Genomic DNA, 22,478 nt, shown 5'->3' with positions numbered 1-22,478 from the left:
TATACAAGAAATATGTTCATTCCGGCAATATTCACGAATAGGCAGGCTGGTGAATACCATGATATCAATCTAGATGTACGAAAGAAGGATAGTTATGGCCAGACGTTATTTTAAAAGAAACCGCACGCCGTTTAAATTTCAGGTTCCCGATTGGCTTCGGACAGCAAGGGATATCGTAAGCCAATTTACAATACCTCTGATCGTGTTCCAGATCATCCGTACCATTCTGTTCCCATCCGGCATTGATTTTGTAATCATGCTTATTTTAATCATTCTTCACTTTTGCTTTTCCTATGAGGTGTTATAAAGAAAAACGAAAAAAAAAAGATCACATATAGGCTACTATATGTGATCAGTATTTTCATTCATATCGAGCGGTTCCGGCGGCGGCGGGGTCAGGATCAGATCACAGAAATCCCTGATGTGCCTCATCGCTGAAATTCGTTTTTCCAAACGGTGGACAAACTCGATTTGGCTGTATCGTTCCCTTTGATGACGATATAAATCAACGGAGTTAAAGATCGGTTCGGGATAGCTCATATAGCTGACCAAGAGGCTTTTTTCCTCCTCGAGGAGTGGAATGTGCCTTTGATACAGCGAGAGCAGCCTCCCGCCCTCTTCTCTCGTCCAGTTCGAAAGGTGTACTGCTTTTCTGAAGAAGATCGCCAAATCTCTTACAGGCGTATCAAGCACTGCTTTTTCAAAATTGAGGAGATGCGGTTCCCCATGATGAGAGAATAACAGATGATTTCGTGATAGTTTGCCGTGGCAAAGTGCACTGCGATACCTTTTTTCCGCATGGCAGGCATCATACCAGTCTTTCAAACGGCGTTTTGCTTCCTCCGCCATTTTCATCATGTGGTGAAAATGGCTTAAATACGTCAGCTCAAAAGGAGACATGTACGGCATGCGTTCGGATTCTTCAGCAAACCTCTCCATTTCAAGCTGGCGTGTTTCCCATCTCTGCATTAAGTACTGAAAAGAATGGTCTACCACTTCTGGCGAGAAATCCTGTTCTTTCAGAGTGAGATAATGAATTTTTCCGATCTCATCGATCATCACTTCTTCCCGTGTCTGGCCGATCCGTTCACCACCTGCAAACCACGGCATGAGATAGTACGTTTTATTTCCATGCTGTACGGTATAATCACCGTATTTAGTTGGATAGAGCGGCACCACCTGATGATAGCCGATTTCCGACAATCGGTGAACGACATGGGTAAACCAGTTCGATTCTTCTTCGTTTAAACTCGTTTCCTTTAAAGCAAACGTGCCTCTTTTTGATATCACTTTTTTCACTTTGCCGAACGCTTCGATTTTCTCTGGATAAAGATCGTACTGAAATAAAACCGGACCATAATTGACGTTTTCACTTGAATGGCTCACAAAGCCACCCTCTTTCGTTTATCATCCATCCAGTCAGTAAAACAGTGAAGCAGGATTCTGTTAAAATCCCAATCCTGTTCAAAAGATTCAACGCAAGCAACAATGTGTAAAAGCTCTTTATTCTTTAACTGATCCACACAATCCTGAAGTTCCCATGGTGTCAAGATCTCTGCCAGAAGCAAATATCCCTGTTCCCGTTCCAAAGAGAAATGTTCATTGATGCAGGTTAATAATTTCCGCAGTGAGTAGGGGCCGCATTCCTTTAGCCACTCGGTCAAAAAATTTCGCAGCGGGCGATAACCCTGTTCAGGATAACCATTGCTTCCCCGGTAAAATAATATATTAAAAATTTGTGCTCCATTGCTCATGTGTGCATCAGAATCAAGGAGCGGAAGCGGCACATTAGAGGATGCCTGTTTGAGTTCCATGGCAAGGTTCAGTCTTTTATTTGCTTCAGGCAAAGAATTTCTGACACTGACAAGTTCATTGTAATCCTTGCTTAGTTTGTGGATCGCCGCCAGGCAGGCGTCAAAGGAATAGTGATCAGCATGGGTAATGGAACCAAACTCTTTTTGCAGATCTAGGCCCGCTTGAAGCATGTTGCCCAAGAGAAGGCCCCACCTTTTTTCATGGCCTCCCCTTTCATGCCGGCCTTCTACATAATCATGCAGGGTAAGGTACCTGCCTTCCAGCTCAACCCATGGATTTCCATCCGCCGTCCTGATCATTCGGTCTGCTACAGCCAAACTGTTCTTGCCGACTTCATCCCTCCATCGGACATGCCAGTTTAAAAGGTTCAGATCATTCCAGATTCTGATCCGTTTGACCCCGCAATCAGTGTCCACCAGGCTTTCTTTATCTTTCCATGTCACGGTTTGAAGGTCATAATGCTTCTTGATTTCATGTAATAGGGTCATCGCTTCCACCCGACCTTAACGGCTTTGTGAAACTGGGATGTAAATAATTTGGCCTTCTGCGACCTCTTCCTGATTGATCTTGTTGACTCTCATCAGAGAATGAATAGAGATATCATAGCGTTCACAAATGCTGTCAAGCGATTCCCCACGCTGTATAATATACATTTTTACCTTTGAAAACCTTTCTTCATTTCCAGAAAGCATTTTTGTTAAATATAATGCATTTTCCTCTTTCCTTGCCTCAGTGGAGGAAACTTTCTCTTGTTCCTCCTCCCGCTCCTGCTCCTGTTCAAACGCTTCTTGAGGCGGCTGCTGATTGTAGTTATAAGCTTCCTGTTCTTCCGAATGTATATTGATCTGCTCGATTTGAGGCAAAGCAGGCGGCGGTGGCGGTGTATAGGAAGGTGTATAGTAAGAAAGTGACTTTAAAGCCGGAATCCCATTGTCAGCCGGTTCTTCCTGATATTCTTCCTGATATTCTTCCTGCTCTTCTTGCTCTTCCATTGCTTCCGCTTCAGCAAAGGTTGGGGTTGGAAAGGCTGCCGGTTCATCGTCTTGACGGTTGTAATTGATCGCTGGCTCTGTGAATTCTGCTTGCGCAGGTTCCCTTTCCGGTTCAATGACCGGCATCTCGTACAGCTTCTTGGCTTCAAATTGGAAAGGAGCAAATATTTCTTGTTCTTCCGTTCTTGCTTCCTCTTCTGAATTCATCTCATCCTGCTGCTCATTCTCTTCAAACCTGGCTTCAAATACGGGAACCTGGAACGGCTCGTATTCCGTTTCTTCATTCATCGGCGTTTCCTCAAACGTCATGCCCTCATCTTCCATCGCCTGACCCTGAAAAGATTCTTGCTCCTCTTGGGCAGGTTCTTCATTCCCATCCTGAATGCCTGAGATGGAAATGGATGCAGTTAGCTCCAGGCAGGTTGGATTGGGAAGCTCATAATCAAAGGCATCAACAAGAACAAACACCTCTTCAAGCTTTTGAACCCGTGTTGAAGGGATCGTGATGTCAACAGGGAACCGATGATCCAGCTCTGCTATCCCCTCATCGTTCATTTTAAGCTGTGTCAGCGAACGATAGGAAACCTGCTCTCTGAGCGAGCCTGTTTCCAAATTGAGAGAATTCCCATCATCCATGGCACATGGACGGTACTCTCCATGCAGCTTTAAAGCTCCTTTTACACAAACCTGGCCGCCTTCTTCAGTGATCTGAATATCAGGCTCCAGTGCCATTGATAAAACTTCTGCAACTTCCTGTCCTTTCTTTAACCAGACAGACTCCTCTATGGAGAAACGCAGCTTCGATGGATTCATGCCTTTCTCCTCCTTTCAGCCAAATATCTCATACGTTACAGGATTATGACCAACTTGGTAAAAATATGATTGGAAAGAGAAGAACAAAAAAAACTGCTCCTCAAAGGAGCAGTTTGTCTTTATAGTCTGGAGAAGGCTTTTTCACATGCAGCAATGGTTTTCTCAATATCCTCAACACTGTGTTCAGTTGATAGGAAGAGACCTTCAAACTGGGAAGGAGGAAGTGAGATTCCTTCTTCCAGCATATATTTAAAGTAGCGTGTGAAGTAATCAAGGTTAGATGATTTCGCAGTTTCGTAGTTCACCACGTCCTCATCGGTAAAGAAAAATCCGATCATAGAGCCCGCACGGTTGAAGCTATGCGGAATGCGGTATTTTTCTGCAGCCGCTGCAATCCCCTCAGCGAGGCGGTCGCCTTTTTTTACAAAGTCCTGATACGATTCCGGTGTAAGCTGAGACAGAGTCTCATAACCCGCTGCCATCGCCAGAGGATTTCCTGAGAGAGTTCCTGCCTGATAGATTGGACCGCTTGGTGCAATCTGCTCCATGATCTCCTTCTTCCCGCCGTACGCGCCGACAGGAAGGCCTCCGCCAATGACCTTGCCAAGGCAGGTAAGATCAGGAGTAACGCCAAAATATCCTTGCGCACAATGGTAATCCACACGGAAACCGGTCATGACTTCATCAAAAATTAAAAGAGATCCATATTGTTTGGTTACCTCTCGAAGACCTTCCAAGAATCCTTTTTTGGGAGGGACTACGCCCATGTTTCCGGCAACCGGCTCGACGATAATACACGCAATGTCATCACCGAACTGCTCAAACGCATAGTGTACACTTTCAAGATCATTGTAAGGGACAGTAATGGTGTTCTTAGCGACCGACTCAGGAACTCCCGGGCTGTCAGGAAGTCCAAGCGTAGCCACACCTGACCCTGCTTTAATGAGCAATGAATCGCCATGGCCATGGTAACATCCTTCAAATTTCAGGATTTTGTTTCTGCCTGTATAACCGCGGGCAAGGCGAAGCACACTCATCGTCGCTTCTGTTCCGGAGTTCACCATTCGGACGATTTCAATGGAAGGGACCCTTTCTACAACAAGCTTGGCGAGCATCGTTTCCCACTCGTTCGGAGCTCCAAAGCTCGTACCAAGCTCGGCTGTTTTTTTAAGGGCATCCACTACTTTTTCATTGGCATGTCCAAGGATTAAAGGACCCCAGGATAGCACGTAATCTATATACTCATTTCCATCGATGTCATAGATTTTGGAACCTTTTCCGCGTTCCATGTATACAGGATCCATGTTTACCGATTTAAACGCACGTACAGGGCTGTTGACACCGCCTGGCATGTATTTCTTGGCTTCCTGAAAGGCTGCACTTGATTTTTCAAAGCTTCTCATGTTTAAATCCTCCTGTCCTTAGCGGTTTAACCAGCGTGATACATCTTTCGCATGATACGTAATGATCAGATCAGCACCTGCACGCTTCATGCCTGTCAATGTTTCCATCACGATGCTTTCTTCATCAATCCAGCCGTTTTGGGCAGCGGCTTTGATCATGGAATATTCACCACTCACATTATAGGCGACAAGCGGAAGAGGGTAACGGTCTTTCAGTTCACGCAGTACATCCAAATATGCAAGCGCCGGTTTTACCATAAGGAAGTCTGCTCCTTCTTCAATATCCGACTCTGCTTCCCGCAGTGCTTCCAGGCGATTGGCCGGGTCCATCTGATAAGATTTGCGGTCCCCGAACTGAGGAGAGCTGTGAGCAGCCTCTCGGAACGGCCCATAATAGGCAGAGGAATATTTTACAGAGTATGACATGATCGGCACATTGATAAAACCTGCTTCGTCCAGTCCTTCACGAATCGCTGCAACAAACCCATCCATCATATTGGAAGGAGCAATGATGTCCGCTCCAGCTTTTGCTTGAGAAACTGCTGTGTTTGCAAGCGCAGAGAGTGATTCATCATTCAGAACTTCTCCGTCCCGAATGATCCCGCAATGTCCATGGTCCGTATATTGGCAAAGGCATGTATCAGCAATAACGGTAAGCTGCGGAAAACCATTTTTTATTTTCCTGATCGCTTTTTGTACAATTCCATTATGGTCATACGCCGAGCTTCCTGCATCATCCTTATGGTCGGGTACTCCGAAAACCATAACAGAACGGATGTTAAGATCCACAAGCTCCTGCATTTCCTCTTCTAGATAATCAAGTGATACGTGGTATACACCAGGCATGGAAGGGACTTCCTGCTTAATGCGCTCACCTTCTACAAAAAAGATCGGATAAATCAAATCGTCTGTTCTTACATGCGTTTCCCTCACGAGTGCACGCATGCTCTTACTGCTTCGCAATCTTCTATGACGCTGAAAATTCATATTATTTCTCCTCTCCGATAAAACTCTTCACAGCCTCTATTATACCTTCTTCTGTATAATCAGTGGCACTGATCCGCTTATGAAACCCGGATTGTTTCGCTTTCGCCTCTGTTACTGGCCCTACACAGGCTGCCCAAGTGTTCTTCTGGTACATTACCCTGCGATCACCAGCCGCTTCACCGAAATAAACAACACTGGAAGGGCTCATAAAAATGATCACGTCCACCTTCTCGGGTAGCTGGTGTATTGATACTTCTGCCTTCTTCGTCTCGTAAACGATGATCTCGGTTACTTGAGCAAGGTCATGTAGCGTATTTGCCACCGTCTGCTTCGCAAGGCTGCCTTTTGGAACGAGTACTTTGGAACCCGGTTTCACTCTTTTCTTTAATTCTACCGCCAGTTCTTTCCCTTCATACTTCCCCGGCATCAGATCAATAGAAACTCCATTCTCCTCAAGCCTTCTACCGGTTTTTGGGCCGACCGCCGCTATTTTCTGAGAAGTAAACGTCTTCCCGGTCTCCTGAAGCATTTGAAGAAAATAAAGGACCCCGTTCGCACTCGTAAAGACCACCCAATCAAACTGCTCCAGCTGCTGAAGCACAGCTTCTTCTTCTGAATCCATGGTTGCTTTTGCTATGTGCAGTACCGGAAAGCTGACAGCCTCTGCCCCTTCTTCTTCAAGCTTTGCAAGAAGACTTGCAGATTGATGAGCCGGCCTTGTGACGACAACCGTCTTTCCCGCTAAAGGCCGGGACTTCATATTCCCAGGTCTTTCTTTACTTTCTCAAGGATCTCAAGTGCACCTTTTTCCTGAAGCTTAACAGCTAGTGTCACTCCGAGCATGTTAGGATCATCCGAGACAGCCTGCTCCTTGATTACTGTTTTGCCATCAGGAGTAGCAACAAGCCCAGTTAAGGAGATCTCCCTCTCTTCTGTTCTTTCTGCGTAGGCCGCAATCGGCACCTGGCATCCGCCTTCAAGCGTGTGAAGGAATGCGCGTTCTGCCATCACCGTTTTGTACGTGTCTTCATCATTCAAATGCTGAAGAAGAGATCTAAGCTCAGCATCGTCTCCCCTGCATTCAATGGACAGAGATCCCTGTCCTACCGCAGGAAGGCTCAGTGACACTGGCAGGTATTCAGTCACCGTATCCGCTGACCAGCCCATTCTTTCAAGACCTGCAGCCGCAAGAATGATAGCATCAAACTCACCAGATTTTAATTTACCAAGACGTGTATCGATGTTTCCTCTGATTGATTTAATTTCAAGATCCGGACGGACATGCAAAAGCTGTGCAGCCCGGCGGAGTGAGCTCGTACCGACAATCGATCCTGCCGGAAGCTCTTCTAACGAGTTATATTTTTCTGAAATAAAGGCATCCCTTGGGTCAACACGTTTAGGTGTGCAGCCGATGATCAGCCCATCCGGCAGAACAGAGGGCATGTCCTTCATACTATGTACTGCCATATCAATCTCTTTATCAAGCAGGGCCTGTTCAATTTCTTTTACAAACAGCCCTTTACCTCCTACTTTTGAGAGAGTGACGTCAAGGATCACATCTCCCTTGGTCACGATTTCCTTCACCTCGAACTCAAAAGGACGGCCAAGCGCCTTCAATTGGTCAATGAACCAGTTTGTTTGAGTGAGTGCCAGTTTGCTTCGTCTTGAACCTACTATTATTTTTCTCATCTATAAAAACCTCCTAAAAGAGTGACCGTTCGCCTTATTGATACCAAAAATGAAATTCAGTAAGGGTAGATGCCAGAAAATAATTAATCAGAACGATAAGAAAAGCTCCCGTGTTCCAGATCGCCAAAGTCTTTCCTTGAAGACCCTTCGCCACTTTTTGATATAAAAACACACTGTATACTGCGATGACGATAAAAGACGTAATGACTTTGGCGTCAAGCAGTGAAAAGCCCTGTATCTTTAAGAATGCCCAGATTACGCCTAGTATTAAACTTAAAAGCAGAATTGGAACACCTGTCATATTCAATACAAAGGATAGCCTTTCAAGGGTAGACAGGCTTCCAAGACGCTGCAGCCTCTTGCTCCACTTTTTCTGCTTTAAGAGCCTGTGCTGAAGCAGATACATGATCGAAAAGATAAAAGAGAGGGTGAATGCACCATAGGAAACGAAGGCCATCGTAACATGGATCACCAGCAGCTCCGAAATGAGACGGGTCGACATCTCATCACTCACCTGTTCTCCAGGAGCAAAAAGATTAATAGACATAATCAAAAATCCGAGCACGTTCGTAAAGAATACTAAGAAATCGATCCTGAAAAAATAGTTCATGACCATAGAGAAAGTCACTAAGATCCAGGCATAAAAAAACAAGCCTTCAAAAGGCGTTAAAATAGGCGGACGGCCTACTTCTATCATTCTCTGGACAAAAAATACCGTCTGCAGCATCCAGACAATAGAAAGCAACCAGAAGGCCATTCGGTTAGCCTTCCGGTTGTTTTGTAAAAAGTCGATAAAATAACCTATGATGCTTAAAGCATACAAGATGATTGTTGTATCGTATATCCAATTTGCGTTCTGCATATCAGAAACTCCTCTCTAGGAGCCCAGTGACATTCCCGTTACAGAGGCAATGAAGGGGATGTTTCACTTAACTTTGTTGATTCCATTTCACTTTTTAGCTCTTGCCGTTTAACCTCTTCTTCAAGCGCGAAGATCTTTGTGAAAAATTCAAGCGCCTGATCCGCCCCAGGTTCTCCGGCTTGCTCTTTAATCCTTACGATTGGATCGCGCAGCAGCTGATTCACTATGCTTTTGGTATGCTTGCTCAACACTTTTTTCTCACGGTCCGTTAACTGAGGCATTTTACGCTCAATGCTCTGCATTGTTTCCGCTTGTACAGCAAGCGCTTTTTCACGCAATGCAGTTATCACCGGCACAACTCCAAGCATGTTGACCCATGAATGGAAGCCTATAATTTCTTCTTCGATCATGATCTCGATTTTTTCAGCTTCTTTCTTTCGCTCAGCCAAATTGGCTTCTACGATGCCTTCCAAATCATCTATATCGTAAAGAAAAACGCTTTCCAGTTCGTCCAATGATGGATCCAAATCACGTGGAACGGCGATGTCCACCATGAACAAAGGACGGCCTTTTCTTTGCTTAAGTACAGATTGAACCATCTCTTTTGTAATAACGTAGGAATCTGATCCGGTTGAAGTAATGACGATATCGGCATGTGCCAGCACAGATGTTAAATGCTCCACAGGGTGAGCCGTTCCTTCAAACCGCCCAGCCAGTTCTGACGCTTTTTCAAACGTTCGGTTGACGACATGGACACTGGCTACGCCATTGCTGTGAAGATGCTTGGCAGTCAGTTCACCCATCTTGCCTGCACCCACGATTAAGATGTCTTTCTTTTCAAGCCCGCCAAAGATTTTCTTTGCAAGCTCAACAGCAGCATAACTTACAGATACAGCATTTTCCCCAATTTCTGTTTCCGAGTGGGATCGTTTTGCAAGTGTTATTGCCTGTTTGAACAGATGGTTAAAGATTGTGCCTGTTGTTCCTTCCTGTTGTGCAAGAAGGAAGCTGTCACGAACCTGTCCGAGAATTTGCGTTTCTCCGAGAACCATAGAATCAAGACCCGCAGCAACTCTGAAAAGATGCTCGACAGCAATCTCTTCTTCACGGATAAACAAGAACGGATTCAGTTCATTTGTATCAATAGAAAACCATTCTGCGAGGAAAGACTTCATGTAATAGCGCCCTGTATGGATCTGATCCACCACGGCGTATACTTCTGTCCGGTTGCATGTTGAAACGATCGTACATTCCAATATGCTTTTCCTTTCCCGCAAAGCCTTCAAAGCCTGGTCCATCTCATTTGGATTGAATGCAACTTTTTCTCGAATCTCAACAGGTGCTGTCTTATAATTTAAACCGGCAACAAGGATGTGCATCCCACTCACCCCCTTTATCTCTATCGTAAATACCACAGTAAATATCCATAATCATTATAACATGTACTATGAAATAATCATTTTAAAATTGTGAACAGAATATGAATCGTATGCTATGATAGGACAAGCGAAATAGTTCTTCCCTATTCTGTCCAAACCGTAACAAACTATAAAAAAGTAGCGCTAATTTAAAAAAATAATAAACTAATACCCATATAAAAATAACAAATTTCGACCCTTTTAGCAAAGGATTGATTTACTCGTTTGGCTATTTTCGCAATCTTTGATGCTCTTAGGAGTGGTTGATTTCCGTTTCAGGTTGCTCGCTTTCCACGGGGCGTGCGGTGAGCCTTACCGGCGTGAACGCCTACTTTTTGGCGCAGGCGCCTGCGGGAGTCTCACCTGTCACGCAAATCCCGCAGGAGTCTCGCACCTTTCACTCCAATCAACTTGTCAAGGAAGGAATCTAGACATAAACCCTGCACCAAGCAACAATCTTTAAGATAAGAGCCATTCGTGTCAAATGATTTGGAGGTTATAATGAAAGGTAAAGGAAATTTTTCAGGAATTGTATTGCTGGGAATCGGGCTATTTTTCTTAGCTCGGCAAATGAACGTTACTTATGTACTTCCCTATTTAACTTGGCCAACTTTTCTAATCATCATCGGCTTGGCCTTTCTTGTTCAAAGTGCAAGCGGGAAAGAGGGCCCAAGTGCTTTTTCTGCGATCCTGCTGCTTGGCTTAGGCATCCATTTTCACGCCATATCTCATATTGACGGCTGGCCCAAGGAGCCTGCCATGATCATCCTTATTATAGCTCTTGCCTTTTTATTTATGTATAAGCAAACCAAAGAGGGCTTGCTGGCGGGCATTGTACTGCTTGCCATCTCAGGATGGAGCTTCTTCAACAAATCAGACACTCCCTCGATCAAAGAATGGTTTTCGTCCATTGAAGGATTTTGGCCGTTCATCCTGATCGGAGTCGGTGCTTATTTTATCTTTATCAAGAAAAAATAAACCAGAGCATCTGCTCTGGTTTATTTTTTTTGTGTGTATCCAAGGATGGTGCTCCATGCAGCATCCTTCCCATAGCCCGTTTCAGAAGAAAAAAGAATCAGCGGATCGTCTGGTTTCTTTTTCAATGTGTCACGGACAACTTTTAAATGTTTTTCCCATTTTCCTTTTGGAATCTTGTCACACTTGGTGGCGACAACGATGACAGGAATGTCATGATATTTCAGCCAATCATACATTATCACATCGTCTTTGGACGGTGCATGGCGTATATCAACGAGCTGGACAACAGCTTTCAGCTGTGGCCTTTCCATGATATAACGTTCAATCATCCTGCCCCAGGCTTCTCTCTCGCTCTTTGAAACTTTAGCAAATCCGTATCCCGGAACATCCACGAAATAGAGCTGCTCATTGATGATGTAGAAATTAAGAGTTTGCGTCTTACCTGGCCGTGATGATGTTCTGGCCAGGTTTTTGCGTGCAATCATTTTATTAATAAATGAAGACTTCCCAACGTTTGAACGGCCGGCGAGGCCGATTTCCGGTAGCTGGTCTTCAGGATACTGCTCAGGCTTTACTGCCGAAATGACGATATCTGCTTTTGTTACTTTCATTTACTGTCTCCCACTAACGCATGTTTTAACACTTCATCCAGATGAGATACCGGTATAAACGCAAGACTGCTGCGGACACTTTCCGGGATATCATCTATGTCTTTTTCATTTTCTTTAGGCATGATAACAGTTTGGATTCCTGCACGATGGGCGCTTAATGATTTTTCTTTTAAGCCGCCGATCGGCAGAACACGGCCGCGAAGTGTGATTTCACCCGTCATGCCTACATCCTTGCGAACAGGCTTTCCTGAAAGTGCGGATACCAATGCCGTTGCGATGGTAATACCTGCAGAAGGTCCGTCCTTCGGTGTTGCTCCCTCCGGAACGTGAATATGAATGTCCGTCTTCTCATAAAAGTCCGGATCAATTTCGAACTCCTCTGCTCTGGAACGAACGTAGCTCAGCGCCGCCTGGGCGGATTCCTTCATTACGTCTCCGAGCTTACCGGTAAGAATCAATTTCCCTTTTCCAGGCGTAAGAGCGACTTCAATAGACAGCGTATCGCCGCCTGCGGTTGTATACGCCAAGCCTGTAGCTGCTCCTACCTGATCTTCCATCTCAGCCTGGCCATATCGGAAGCGCGGTTTTCCAATATAGCTCTCGAGGTTTTTGTCAGTGATGGTAACCCTTTTCTTCTCTCCTGACACGATCTGTTTGGCCGCTTTTCTGCATAAGCCTGCAATCTGGCGCTCCATGCTCCTAACGCCTGCTTCTCTCGTATAGCTTCGAACGAGTTTAAGAATGGCATCTTCTTTCAGCTGAAACTGTGATTTTGTCAAGCCGTGCTCTTTTAATTGTTTTGGAATAAGGTGATTTTTAGCGATATGAACTTTTTCCACTTCTGTATACCCTGCGATTGAAATGATCTCCATACGGTCAAGCAGCGGGCCAGGGATGGTCGCCAGGCTGTTCGCTGTTGTAATGAACATAACCTTGGAAAGATCATAAGGTTCTTCGATGAAATGGTCGCTGAACGAATTATTTTGTTCCGGATCCAGGACTTCCAATAGGGCAGAGGATGGATCGCCTCTGAAGTCATTGGACATTTTATCGATCTCATCAAGAAGGAACACTGGATTGATTGTACCTGCCTTCTTCATTCCCTGTATGAGTCGGCCAGGCATCGCACCGACATATGTTCTGCGATGGCCTCGGATTTCCGCTTCATCACGCACTCCTCCAAGGGAAATGCGGACAAAATTTCTTCCGATCGCTTTTCCAATGGAACGCGCGAGCGACGTTTTACCGACACCAGGCGGTCCGACAAGACAAAGGATGGGCCCTTTCAATGAATTGGTTAACTGCTGAACAGCCAAATACTCCAGCACACGCTCTTTTACTTTTTCAAGTCCGTAATGATCTTCGTTTAAGATCTTTTCTGTACGAATGATGTCCAGCTGATCTTTCGTTTCCTTTGTCCAAGGCAAATTGATCAGCCAGTCGATATAGTTTCGAATGACCGAGCTCTCAGCAGAAGACCCTGGCATTTTTTCATAGCGATCCAATTCTTTAAGTGCAATCTCCTGCACATTTTCAGGCATATCCGATTTTTCAATTCTTTCTTTGAGCGAGGAGATTTCGCCTGTTTTGCCCTCTTTATCTCCAAGTTCTTTCTGAATAGCTTTCATCTGTTCGCGAAGGTAATATTCCTTCTGTGTCTTTTCCATCGCCTTTTTGACGCGCTGGCCGATCTTCTTCTCCAACCCTAATACTTCTTTTTCATTGTTCAGGATGGAAATAAGATGATTCAATCGTTCCTTTACGTCAACAATTTCAAGAATATGCTGTTTTTCTTTAATTTTTAACGATAGATGGGAAGAAATTACATCTGCCAATCGTCCCGGTTCTTCGATATCTTGCACAGAAGCCAACGTTTCAGGTGTTACCTTTTTGGAAAGGTTTATGTACTGTTCAAATTGCTGAAGAGCCGTTCTCATAAGGGCCTGAATTTCCAAATCCTTTTCGCCTTTGTCTTCTATCAGTTCTACTTCTACCTCCAAGTATTCCTCACGGTCGATGAACTGCTTTATTTTTCCGCGCTTAATACCTTCAACGAGCACACGGATCGTGCCGTTCGGGAGCTTTAGCATCTGATTTACTTTTGAAAGAGTTCCGATTTCATATATTTGTTCACCGCTCGGATCTTCTACAGCTACTTCCTTTTGTGTTGAAAGGAAAATATGCTGATCATCAAGCATGACTTGCTCCAATGCCTGTACGGATTTTTCCCTTCCTACATCAAGGTGAAGCACCATGGTGGGATACACCAGCAGGCCGCGAAGAGGAAGGAGGGGAAGGATGCGGGTTGTTTGTTCGTCCATTTAACACACCTCCGAATACTGCTTAATGTATTGAATGATTTCAAATTCATGCAGCCTATTTTTAGATTAATGGCATTTCCAGCTTCACAGCAGTATTGAGTTCGCCTCAGAGAGCTTTAACATACAATTGTAATGCCACAAGACAATGAAGAAATTTCTTCAGTCTTTGTACAATTCTACCTATAAAGAGCCATTTTGTCTAATTGGAGCTCATTTTCATACTCGAAAGCAAAGCCCCCTCTTCAGACAGATTTAGGAGGGGACTGTAAAAAGGCTGAAGCAGGAATGGCCTGCTGATTACCTTTATCCATTTCAGGAAAAGCGAGTTGAAACACCTGAGATAATTTTGTCACTGGAATGATCTCTATGCCAGTGATCTCCCGAAGTATAGCCTGATCGTTATCTTTTGGAATGATGACCTTCTTGACTCCCGCAAGTTTAGCGGCTAATACTTTGGCCATCACGCCTCCGACCGGCTTCACTTTTCCATGTACGCTTAATTCACCGGTCATAGCCAGTTCATTATCAATCTCCACATTGTGGATCGCTGAATAAATTGAAGTCGCGATCGCGATCCCTGCTGACGGCCCATCGACCGGCCCGCCGCCTGGAAAATTGACATGAATATCATACAGCGCAGAATCTACTCCCATATTTCGAAGGACGGTCAGTACATTTTCGACCGATCCTTTTGCCAGGCTTTTTCTTCTGATTGATTTTGTATTATTGCCGATCGATTCTTCTTCCACTATACCTGTTATCGTAATCGTACCCTGTTTTTTCGCAGGTAAAACGGTGACTTCAATCTCCAGCAATGATCCGCTGTTAGGGCCGTAGACTGCAAGTCCGTTTACTAGCCCCACCTTTGGTTCTTCAGAGATCTTACTCTCTGGACGCGGAGTCATCTGGCTGGAATGGATGACCCATTCCAAATCCGCTTTTTTGATGAAATTTCGGTCTTCTGTAATCGCCAGCCCTGCTGCAATCTGCATCATATTTACGGCTTCACGGCCATTTTTAGCATACTTGGAGAGCAGCTCGACCGAATCTTCTTCTACATTCATGGTTACTTTATCTGCTGCTTTCATAGCGATCTGCTGAATTTCGGGAGGCTGAAGCTCTCTAAAGAAGACTTCCAGACAACGTGATCGGATAGCAGGCGGAATTTCATCAGGCGTTCGTGTGGTTGCCCCAATTAGCCTAAAATCAGCAGGAAGGCCATTTTGAAAAATATCATGGATGTGTGAAGGTATGTTTGTATTTTCTTCATTATAATAAGCGCTCTCTAAAAATACTTTTCGGTCTTCTAGTACTTTGAGCAATTTATTCATCTGAATTGGGTGAAGTTCTCCAATTTCATCAATAAAAAGGACGCCGCCGTGAGCGTTTGTTACCGCTCCTTGTTTTGGCTGTGGAATTCCGGCCTGCCCCATCGCCCCCGCTCCCTGATAGATTGGGTCATGAACGGAACCGATCAAAGGATCTGCAATCCCACGTTCGTCAAATCTGGCTGTCGTTGCATCCAATTCAACGAATACCGAAGTGGGACGGAATGGTGACTTCTTATTCCGCTTCGCCTCTTCGAGTACGAGACGTGCTGCAGCGGTTTTTCCGACACCTGGAGGTCCATAAACAATCACATGCTGTGGATTAGGTCCGCAAAGCGCAGCATGCAGAGCCTTGATACCATCCTGCTGGCCGACGATATCAGCAAACTTCCCCGGTCTCACCCGTTCAGACAGCGGTTCAGTCAAAGAGATCGACCGCATCTTCCGCAATTGGTCCATTTCCTTCTTTGATTCTTTATCAATACTCACTTTCTGAGTGCGCTGGCTCTTCAACAAGTTCCAAAAGTAAAGTCCAATTACAATTCCAAAAAACAGCTGAATGAGTAAAGCGATTCCAGTCCAGTTCATTTCTTCCTCCCGAATTTTTTTTATGCTCCTAGTATCTCCGAGTGGGTACTGGACTAAACAGAGAAAATGGAAAAGGTGAGGAGGTTATGCTTTAGAATCGCTCAAGTTTTCATAGATAAAAACTTAGGCTTTATTAGTCAATGGTGTCGACTGTTGGCAGTAATAACCTGAGGGTCTCTTTCAGGGTCAGTACTTATTAAAAACGAAAATGAACACTATGTTAAATAACTCAAAACAAAAAAACCAGCCCCTAGAGGCTGGTTTAATTCTTCTTACGCACTTTCTTTCGGTGTTTCCTTTTTAGGTTCCACAATGGTGCCGTCCTCAAGTTCGAGTTTTGGCGGAACTTTATCAGCTACAGTTTCTTTTGTAATGATACACTTAGCCACGTCTTCACGGGAAGGAAGTTCGAACATAACGTCCAGCATCATACCTTCAATGATAGAACGCAGACCACGTGCACCAGTTTTGCGTTCGATAGCCTGATTAGCAATTTCAGTAAGAGCTTCTTCGTTGAACTCAAGTTCAACACCATCAAGATCAAGAAGCTTTTGGTATTGCTTAACTAGCGCATTTTTTGGTTTTGTCAAAATTTCAACAAGTGCATCCTCATCAAGCGGAGTTAGACTTGCTGTCACAGGCAGACGGCCGATGAATTCCGGGATAAGACCAAAGCGAAGCAAATCTTCAGGCAATACTTTTGCCAGGTATTCTCCTGCTTTAAGTTCTGCCTGTCTGGATTCAGAGCTGAATCCGATGACTTTTTTCCCTAAACGGCGTTTGATGATTTGTTCGATGCCATCAAATGCACCACCGCAAATAAATAGAATATTTGTGGTATCGATTTGAATGAACTCCTGATGCGGATGCTTTCTTCCGCCTTGCGGTGGTACGCTTGCTACGGTACCTTCTAAGATTTTAAGAAGGGCCTGCTGTACACCTTCACCAGATACATCACGGGTAATGGAAGGATTTTCAGACTTTCTGGCAATTTTATCGATTTCATCAATATAAATAATGCCTTTTTCAGCTTTTTCTACATCGTAATCAGCCGCTTGAATCAATTTAAGCAAAATGTTCTCAACGTCTTCGCCCACATAACCGGCTTCTGTTAAAGAAGTCGCATCAGCAATAGCGAAAGGAACATTTAGGATTCTGGCAAGCGTTTGAGCCAATAGCGTTTTACCGCTTCCTGTTGGCCCGATCATGGCGATGTTACTTTTTGCAAGCTCCACTTCATCGGACTTTTGGGAAGAATTAATGCGTTTGTAGTGGTTATATACTGCTACGGAAAGAGACTTCTTAGCCTGTTCCTGGCCAATGACATATTCATCGAGAATCTTGCGGATTTCCATTGGCTTCGGAACTTCCTTAAGCTCTACATCCTCTTCTGTACCAAGCTCCTCTTCCACAATTTCAGTGCATAGCTCGATACATTCGTCACAAATATATACACCTGGTCCTGCTACCAGTTTACGAACTTGATCCTGCGTTTTTCCACAAAAGGAACATTTCAGCTGCCCTTTTTCGTCATTGAATTTAAACAATGAAATCACCCCTAAACCTTAAATTGGATGAAACCAATTACCTTTTCATACCGTTTCCAGATATGCTTGTTTCATTACACCGTAAGCAATTATTTCAAGTGCTTACTGATTTCATTTCCGCAAGTTTATGTATTGGATTGTATCATATATCCCCTAATGAACGGAAATAAAAACCCTTCCTTGACAATTAATAGTATGTATTTGGCTGGAATCAATGTGTTCTATAAGTATTAACCTTATGGCTTATTTTAAAACCTTAAACCTAAAATAAAGCCTTTAAAAAAGTTTCAATAAAAAAGCGCTTTTTCCTGCCAAGAATGATAAATAATTATATAAAACAAGGCACGAAAAGTTCGTGCCTTGCCAGACCTTACTCTATCTTATGCAATTGTTTTGCTGTTATCCACTAGCAGGTCAATCGCTTTTCTGATTTTAAGATCAGCTGCTACTGCGTCGTTTCCGCCTTGCATAGCAAGCATTTGCGTAATTTTCTCTACGTCCATGTTGTACATTTCAGCCATTTTCTTAAGCTCTTCATTGATTTCTTCTTCCGTAGCTTCAATTTTTTCAGCTTCAGAAATCGCTTCAAGTACTAGGTTCGTTTTCACGCGTTTTCCAGCATCTTCTTTCATTTGCTCACGAAGAGCAGCTTCATCCGTGCCAGAGAACTGGAAGTAAAGGTCAAGGTTCATACCTTGCATTTGCAGACGTTGTCCAAATTCTTGAACCATACGGTCTAATTCTGTGTTGACCATTGCTTCTGGAATATCCACTTCTGCTGCATCAACCGCTTTGTCAACGACTGTATCGCGAGTGTGGTGCTCAGCTTCATGCTTTTTGCTTTCTTCAAGCTTCGTACGGATGCTTGCTTTAAGAGCGTCAAGCGTTTCAACTTCTGCATCAGCTTCTTTAGCAAACTCGTCGTTTAGCTCAGGAAGCTGTTTTGATTTAATTTCATGGATTTTCACTTTGAAGACTGCAGGCTTACCAGCAAGCTCAGTTGCATGGTATTCTTCAGGGAACGTAATGTTAACCTCTTTTTCAGTACCTGCTTTGTCTCCGATCAATTGCTCTTCAAATCCAGGGATGAAAGAACCAGATCCGATTTCAAGTGGATAGTTCTCAGCTTTTCCGCCTTCGAACGCTTCTCCGTCAACGAATCCTTCGAAATCGATAACAGCTGTATCACCGTTTTCTACTTCGCCTTCTTCTTTTACAACAAGCTCAGCTTGCTGCTCTTGAAGACGCTTGATTTCGCTGTCAACATCTTCGTCTGTTACAGATGCGTCGAATTCAGTAACTTCAAGCCCTTTATATTCACCAAGCTTAACTTCAGGTTTTACTGTAACTTTAGCAGTGAAAACAAGGTTGCTTCCTTTTTCCATTTGCTCGATGTCAACCTCTGGACGGTCAACTGGATCAATTCCAGCTTCTTCTACAGCTTGGCTGTATGCTTGCGGCAAGATGATGTCCAGAGCATCTTGGTATAGAGATTCTACTCCAAAACGCTGTTCAAACATTTTTCTTGGCATTTTTCCTTTACGGAAACCTGGTACGTTTACCTGTTTAACCACTTTTTTAAATGCCTGGTCAAGAGCTGTATCTACTTCAGAAGCCTCAACTTCAATCGTTAAGACACCTTGATTACCTTCTAACTTTTCCCATTTTGCACTCATTCAAAGTTCCCTCCAACATTACGTATTTCATTGAAAATCTTACATTTTCGTTACAACCATTCCATTATATCATAACAGACTTGTATTTCAACAAAGACCCGGATTGTTTCCGTATTAGTATCCTTGAAATTTATTCGGGCCGAACGTAAACCTCTCAATATCAAGGAGCTGTTCGACCGCTTTTTCTAAACTTTCAGGATGGATCTCGATTTCGGATTCTAAGGCATCACAGGTGTCCATACCGCTCAGTTTACCAGCTGCACACTGAAGGGCACGTGCCCAATAATGAGAATCTGCCGGTTCGGGCACCTGAGGATAAATAGCAAGTATGTAGTCCCACCAAATCGTAACAGCAAATTCTGTCAGAGTCGGATTATCCTGTTCCAGCCGATCCTCCAATTCTTTTTTTACTTCAAGGTTAAATGGATCTTCATAGACATCGTGAAGTTCCTGAATGTTGATGGAATAGATATTTCCAAACTTATGTAAGGTTACGGTTTCCTGTATGTCCTTTGATTTTAAATAGTTTAGTGCCATGGTCTTGATGCCTGGGTTACCCTCTTCATTTTCTAAGAACTCCCGGTAAACCGCTATAGTATCCTCTGGATTCATATAGCTTAATTGCTGCATGGCAATCCACTGGTTATGTATTTCACCACTTGTCATCATGTTCCGAAGGGTTTCAATTTCTTTGGAACGGTCCTGGTGCGGCTCTGGTGATAGATCAATCGGCGGTTCTGAATCATCTGTCATCTTCCGGCTGAAATGCAAAAGCTGATAAAAGGATTCTGCCTGAGCGGCTGGAAGCTGATGTTCCTCAAGCACCGCTTCAACAACTGACACGACGGATTCATATTCTGAAAGCTGAATAAGGACAGAAAGATAAATCTGCAATACATCAAAATATTCTCCGATTCCCTCCTTGAGCATTTTATCTGCTCTTATTTTCGCTTCTTGAAGCTGGCCAAGTTCAATCAGGCTTAACACAACACCCAGATGTCCCTGAGAGTGTCCTGGTTCTATCTCCAGCAGCTGAAGAAAACAGGATAAAGATTCCTTAAATTGCTTTGCTTTTAGGGAAGACATTCCTTTTTCAAGCAATCTGGCCGGCAAATTAGGGAACAGTACGACATTGCTGATTTTCTTACCTTTTTTTTCATTAGCCATTAGGTTTCTTCACTTCCAGTTTCTATTTGCATCAGTTTAACAGTTTAAAGGCGTAAACTCAAGATGAGTCAGTCTTCAGGAAGTAACAATAAATCCTGCACAGCCATTGTGCAGGATTGCTCATATGTACAAATTTCCCTATAAGGGATAGGGAATAATAGGATAGAAGGCTTACGCCATCCCGATGCCACTAAACACTATTATTCCCGCTTAACTGTTATTCAAACCAAATGGCCGGAACTTGGAAGTGAACGGCTGCATTTGGCTGTTAGACTACTCCCATCTTGTTCTCGAATTGGCTGATCTCTTCATCATACTGCATGGTGATTGAAATTTCATCCCAGCCGTTCTGCAGCATCTCTTTCCAATAGGGATCAAAATCAAACGAAGCTGCCACCTTTGTACCTGCAGAGATTTCTTGGCGGTCCAGGCTGACGGTTAACTTCTTATTCCCGTTTTCCAAACTGGTTTTCAATTGATCAATCACCGGTTTAGGCAGGGTGATGACGAGAATGCCATTCTTCAAAGAGTTATTATAGAAGATATCCGCAAAGTCAGGAGCGATAATGACTTTGAATCCATAATCCTTCAGTGCCCATGGAGCGTGCTCTCTCGAAGATCCGCATCCGAAATTTGCACCTGCTATTAAAACCTCAGCTCCCTCTGCATCCTCCTGATTCAGTTCAAATTCAGCGTTCGGGGTGCCATCACAGTTGAAACGCCAATCGAAAAACAAATACTGGCCAAACCCACTGCGCTCGACCCGTTTTAGGAATTGCTTAGGAATAATCTGATCTGTATCCACATTTTCACGGTCTAATATGGCTGCTGTTCCGGTAAAAGTCTTAAATCCTGGCATACGCTTCACCTTCTCTCGTACCTGAAACAAATTTTCGGACGTCCACGAATTTACCTTCAATGGCAGCTGCTGCGGCCATCGCCGGACTCACAAGATGAGTTCTCGCTCCTTTGCCCTGCCTGCCCTCAAAGTTTCTGTTGGATGTGGAGGCACATCTCTCGCCTTCCGGAACGATATCCGGGTTCATCCCAAGACACATGGAGCATCCTGAATCTCTCCATTCAAAGCCTGCTTCCTGAAAAACATGGTGCAGACCTTCTTCTTCTGCCTTAACTTTTACTTGCTGTGAACCAGGAACCACAATCGCGTTGACCCCAGCGTGAACTTTTTTTCCTTTAATGACTTGAGCTGCAGCCTTCAGATCACTTAGTCTTGAATTTGTACAAGACCCGATGAATACGTGCTGAACAGGTACTTCAGTCAGAGACTGTCCCGGTGCTAGACCCATATAGGCAAGTGCTTTTTGCAGGGATTCTCTCTCTCTTTCTGGTTGCCCTTCTTTAAATGAAGGAACATTCTCAGAGATTCCCACACCCATTGACGGATTCGTTCCCCAGGTGACCATCGGTTCAACTTCTGATGCATCGATCTCGATAACTTTGTCGTATGAGGCATTGGAATCCGACTTAAGATCCTCCCACTGCTTCACTTTTTCTTCAAATTCATAATCTTTAGGAGCGTATTTTCTTCCTCTAATATACTCATACGTTGTTTCATCTGGTTCAATCAAACCTGCTTTCGCACCCGCTTCAATGGACATGTTGCACAATGTCATCCGTTCTTCCATTGTGAAATTTCTTACCGTCTCTCCCGTAAATTCAATGACATGTCCCGCACCGGCGTTAGTACCATGGCTGGCAATAAGAGCAAGTACAATGTCTTTGGCTGTTACGCCGAATCCCGGTTTTCCTTCAATATTCACTTTGAGCTGCTTCGGTTTTTGCTGCCAAAGTGTCTGAGTGGCCAGAACATGCTCCACTTCGCTTGTTCCAATCCCAAAAGCCAAGGCACCAAACGCTCCGTGTGTAGAAGTATGGCTGTCTCCGCATACGATGGTTTTGCCGGGTACCGTCAGGCCAAGCTCCGGACCGATGACATGTACGATTCCCTGGTCAGCAGAGTCAAGACCTTCCAAATGAATACCATATTCTTTGCAGTTTTCCTCAAGGGTTTGAATTTGCTTCAGCGCGATGCGGTCATCAATGACAAACCGATTTTTGGTCGGTATGTTATGATCCATCGTTGCAAAACAAAGGCCTGGTTTTCTGACTTTTCTATTTTTTTCCCGCAAGCCGGCAAAGGCTTGTGGGGAAGTCACCTCATGAAGGAGGTGCAAGTCAATATATAAAAGAGCGGGCTTGTTCATTTCCTGAATGACTGCGTGATTGTCCCAGATTTTATCTATGATTGTTTTTGCCATTTTG

20 protein-coding genes are annotated in these 22,478 nt (G+C 44.2%); 3 read left to right on the top strand and 17 right to left on the bottom strand.

Annotated elements, in window-relative coordinates:
• The first annotated feature begins 94 nt into the window (after window positions 1–94).
• Window positions 95–307 (top strand): hypothetical protein, encoded by a 213-nt coding sequence (locus tag OKX00_RS08085; RefSeq protein WP_062234076.1) that lies wholly within the window; start codon window positions 95–97, stop codon window positions 305–307.
• A 35-nt stretch (window positions 308–342) separates the two neighbouring features.
• Here OKX00_RS08085 and ysxE read toward each other — a convergent pair whose 3' ends face one another.
• The 9 genes from ysxE to hemA form a co-directional block, all read right to left on the bottom strand.
• A complete protein-coding gene (gene ysxE, locus OKX00_RS08080; RefSeq protein ID WP_265410053.1) occupies window positions 343–1,386 on the bottom strand; it encodes a spore coat protein YsxE in 1,044 nt (347 codons plus the stop codon).
• A complete protein-coding gene (locus tag OKX00_RS08075) occupies window positions 1,383–2,303 on the bottom strand; it encodes a hypothetical protein (protein ID WP_265410052.1) in 921 nt (306 codons plus the stop codon). Before OKX00_RS08075 ends, ysxE begins: the two co-directional genes overlap by 4 nt.
• Window positions 2,304–2,318: 15 nt before the next feature.
• The gene (locus OKX00_RS08070) at window positions 2,319–3,620 is read right to left on the bottom strand and encodes a LysM peptidoglycan-binding domain-containing protein (protein ID WP_265410051.1); all 1,302 of its coding nucleotides are present in this window, start codon (window positions 3,618–3,620) and stop codon (window positions 2,319–2,321) included.
• Between the two features lie 119 nt (window positions 3,621–3,739).
• On the bottom strand, window positions 3,740–5,023 hold the full coding sequence (hemL, locus tag OKX00_RS08065; protein WP_265410050.1) for a glutamate-1-semialdehyde 2,1-aminomutase: 1,284 nt from the start codon (window positions 5,021–5,023) through the stop codon (window positions 3,740–3,742).
• An 18-nt stretch (window positions 5,024–5,041) separates the two neighbouring features.
• The gene (gene hemB, locus OKX00_RS08060) at window positions 5,042–6,010 is read right to left on the bottom strand and encodes a porphobilinogen synthase (RefSeq protein ID WP_265410049.1); all 969 of its coding nucleotides are present in this window, start codon (window positions 6,008–6,010) and stop codon (window positions 5,042–5,044) included.
• 1 nt (window position 6,011) lies between these two features.
• Window positions 6,012–6,770, bottom strand: coding sequence for a uroporphyrinogen-III synthase (locus tag OKX00_RS08055; protein ID WP_265410048.1), 759 nt, complete (start codon window positions 6,768–6,770; stop codon window positions 6,012–6,014).
• On the bottom strand, window positions 6,767–7,699 hold the full coding sequence (gene hemC, locus OKX00_RS08050) for a hydroxymethylbilane synthase (protein ID WP_265410047.1): 933 nt from the start codon (window positions 7,697–7,699) through the stop codon (window positions 6,767–6,769). Before hemC ends, OKX00_RS08055 begins: the two co-directional genes overlap by 4 nt.
• A gap of 34 nt (window positions 7,700–7,733) precedes the next feature.
• Window positions 7,734–8,561 carry a cytochrome c biogenesis protein gene (locus tag OKX00_RS08045; RefSeq protein WP_265410046.1) on the bottom strand — a complete coding sequence of 276 codons (828 nt, stop codon included), beginning with the start codon at window positions 8,559–8,561 and terminating at the stop codon, window positions 7,734–7,736.
• Window positions 8,562–8,599: 38 nt separating this feature from the next.
• The gene (gene hemA / locus OKX00_RS08040) at window positions 8,600–9,940 is read right to left on the bottom strand and encodes a glutamyl-tRNA reductase (RefSeq protein ID WP_265410045.1); all 1,341 of its coding nucleotides are present in this window, start codon (window positions 9,938–9,940) and stop codon (window positions 8,600–8,602) included.
• Between the two features lie 302 nt (window positions 9,941–10,242).
• On the opposite strand from hemA, the gene OKX00_RS08035 reads away from it, so the two are divergent.
• Both OKX00_RS08035 and OKX00_RS08030 read left to right on the top strand, forming a co-directional pair.
• Window positions 10,243–10,410 carry a hypothetical protein gene (locus OKX00_RS08035; protein WP_265410044.1) on the top strand — a complete coding sequence of 56 codons (168 nt, stop codon included), beginning with the start codon at window positions 10,243–10,245 and terminating at the stop codon, window positions 10,408–10,410.
• 70 nt (window positions 10,411–10,480) lie between these two features.
• The gene (locus tag OKX00_RS08030; RefSeq protein WP_265410043.1) at window positions 10,481–10,957 is read left to right on the top strand and encodes a LiaF transmembrane domain-containing protein; all 477 of its coding nucleotides are present in this window, start codon (window positions 10,481–10,483) and stop codon (window positions 10,955–10,957) included.
• A 20-nt stretch (window positions 10,958–10,977) separates the two neighbouring features.
• On the opposite strand, the gene yihA is transcribed toward OKX00_RS08030, so the two are convergent.
• From yihA to leuC, 8 genes are all read right to left on the bottom strand, one after another.
• Entirely contained in the window at window positions 10,978–11,568 is a 591-nt protein-coding gene (gene yihA, locus OKX00_RS08025) for a ribosome biogenesis GTP-binding protein YihA/YsxC (protein WP_053357661.1), read from the bottom strand.
• Complete coding sequence (gene lon, locus OKX00_RS08020; RefSeq protein ID WP_256226240.1) at window positions 11,565–13,889, bottom strand: endopeptidase La; 2,325 nt, start codon at window positions 13,887–13,889, stop codon at window positions 11,565–11,567. Before lon ends, yihA begins: the two co-directional genes overlap by 4 nt.
• Before the next feature lie 242 nt (window positions 13,890–14,131).
• A complete protein-coding gene (gene lonB / locus OKX00_RS08015; RefSeq protein ID WP_062234043.1) occupies window positions 14,132–15,805 on the bottom strand; it encodes an ATP-dependent protease LonB in 1,674 nt (557 codons plus the stop codon).
• A 272-nt stretch (window positions 15,806–16,077) separates the two neighbouring features.
• Window positions 16,078–17,352: an ATP-dependent protease ATP-binding subunit ClpX gene (gene clpX / locus OKX00_RS08010; protein WP_053357658.1), complete on the bottom strand. Its 1,275-nt coding sequence runs from the start codon at window positions 17,350–17,352 to the stop codon at window positions 16,078–16,080.
• A 380-nt stretch (window positions 17,353–17,732) separates the two neighbouring features.
• A complete protein-coding gene (gene tig, locus OKX00_RS08005; RefSeq protein ID WP_053357657.1) occupies window positions 17,733–19,028 on the bottom strand; it encodes a trigger factor in 1,296 nt (431 codons plus the stop codon).
• Window positions 19,029–19,142: 114 nt separating this feature from the next.
• Complete coding sequence (locus tag OKX00_RS08000) at window positions 19,143–20,195, bottom strand: tetratricopeptide repeat protein (protein ID WP_265410042.1); 1,053 nt, start codon at window positions 20,193–20,195, stop codon at window positions 19,143–19,145.
• A 268-nt stretch (window positions 20,196–20,463) separates the two neighbouring features.
• On the bottom strand, window positions 20,464–21,054 hold the full coding sequence (gene leuD / locus OKX00_RS07995; protein WP_265410041.1) for a 3-isopropylmalate dehydratase small subunit: 591 nt from the start codon (window positions 21,052–21,054) through the stop codon (window positions 20,464–20,466).
• A complete protein-coding gene (gene leuC / locus OKX00_RS07990) occupies window positions 21,041–22,474 on the bottom strand; it encodes a 3-isopropylmalate dehydratase large subunit (protein ID WP_265410040.1) in 1,434 nt (477 codons plus the stop codon). The genes leuD and leuC overlap by 14 nt, the downstream gene beginning before the upstream one ends.
• Window positions 22,475–22,478 lie beyond the last annotated feature (4 nt).

Origin of the sequence: Fictibacillus sp. KU28468 (assembly GCF_026153615.1) — a bacterium.
Lineage (GTDB): Bacteria > Bacillota > Bacilli > Bacillales > Fictibacillaceae > Fictibacillus_C > Fictibacillus_C marinisediminis.
Note: the sequence above shows the minus strand (reverse complement) of the source record. Positions and strands in the feature narration are given on the sequence as shown.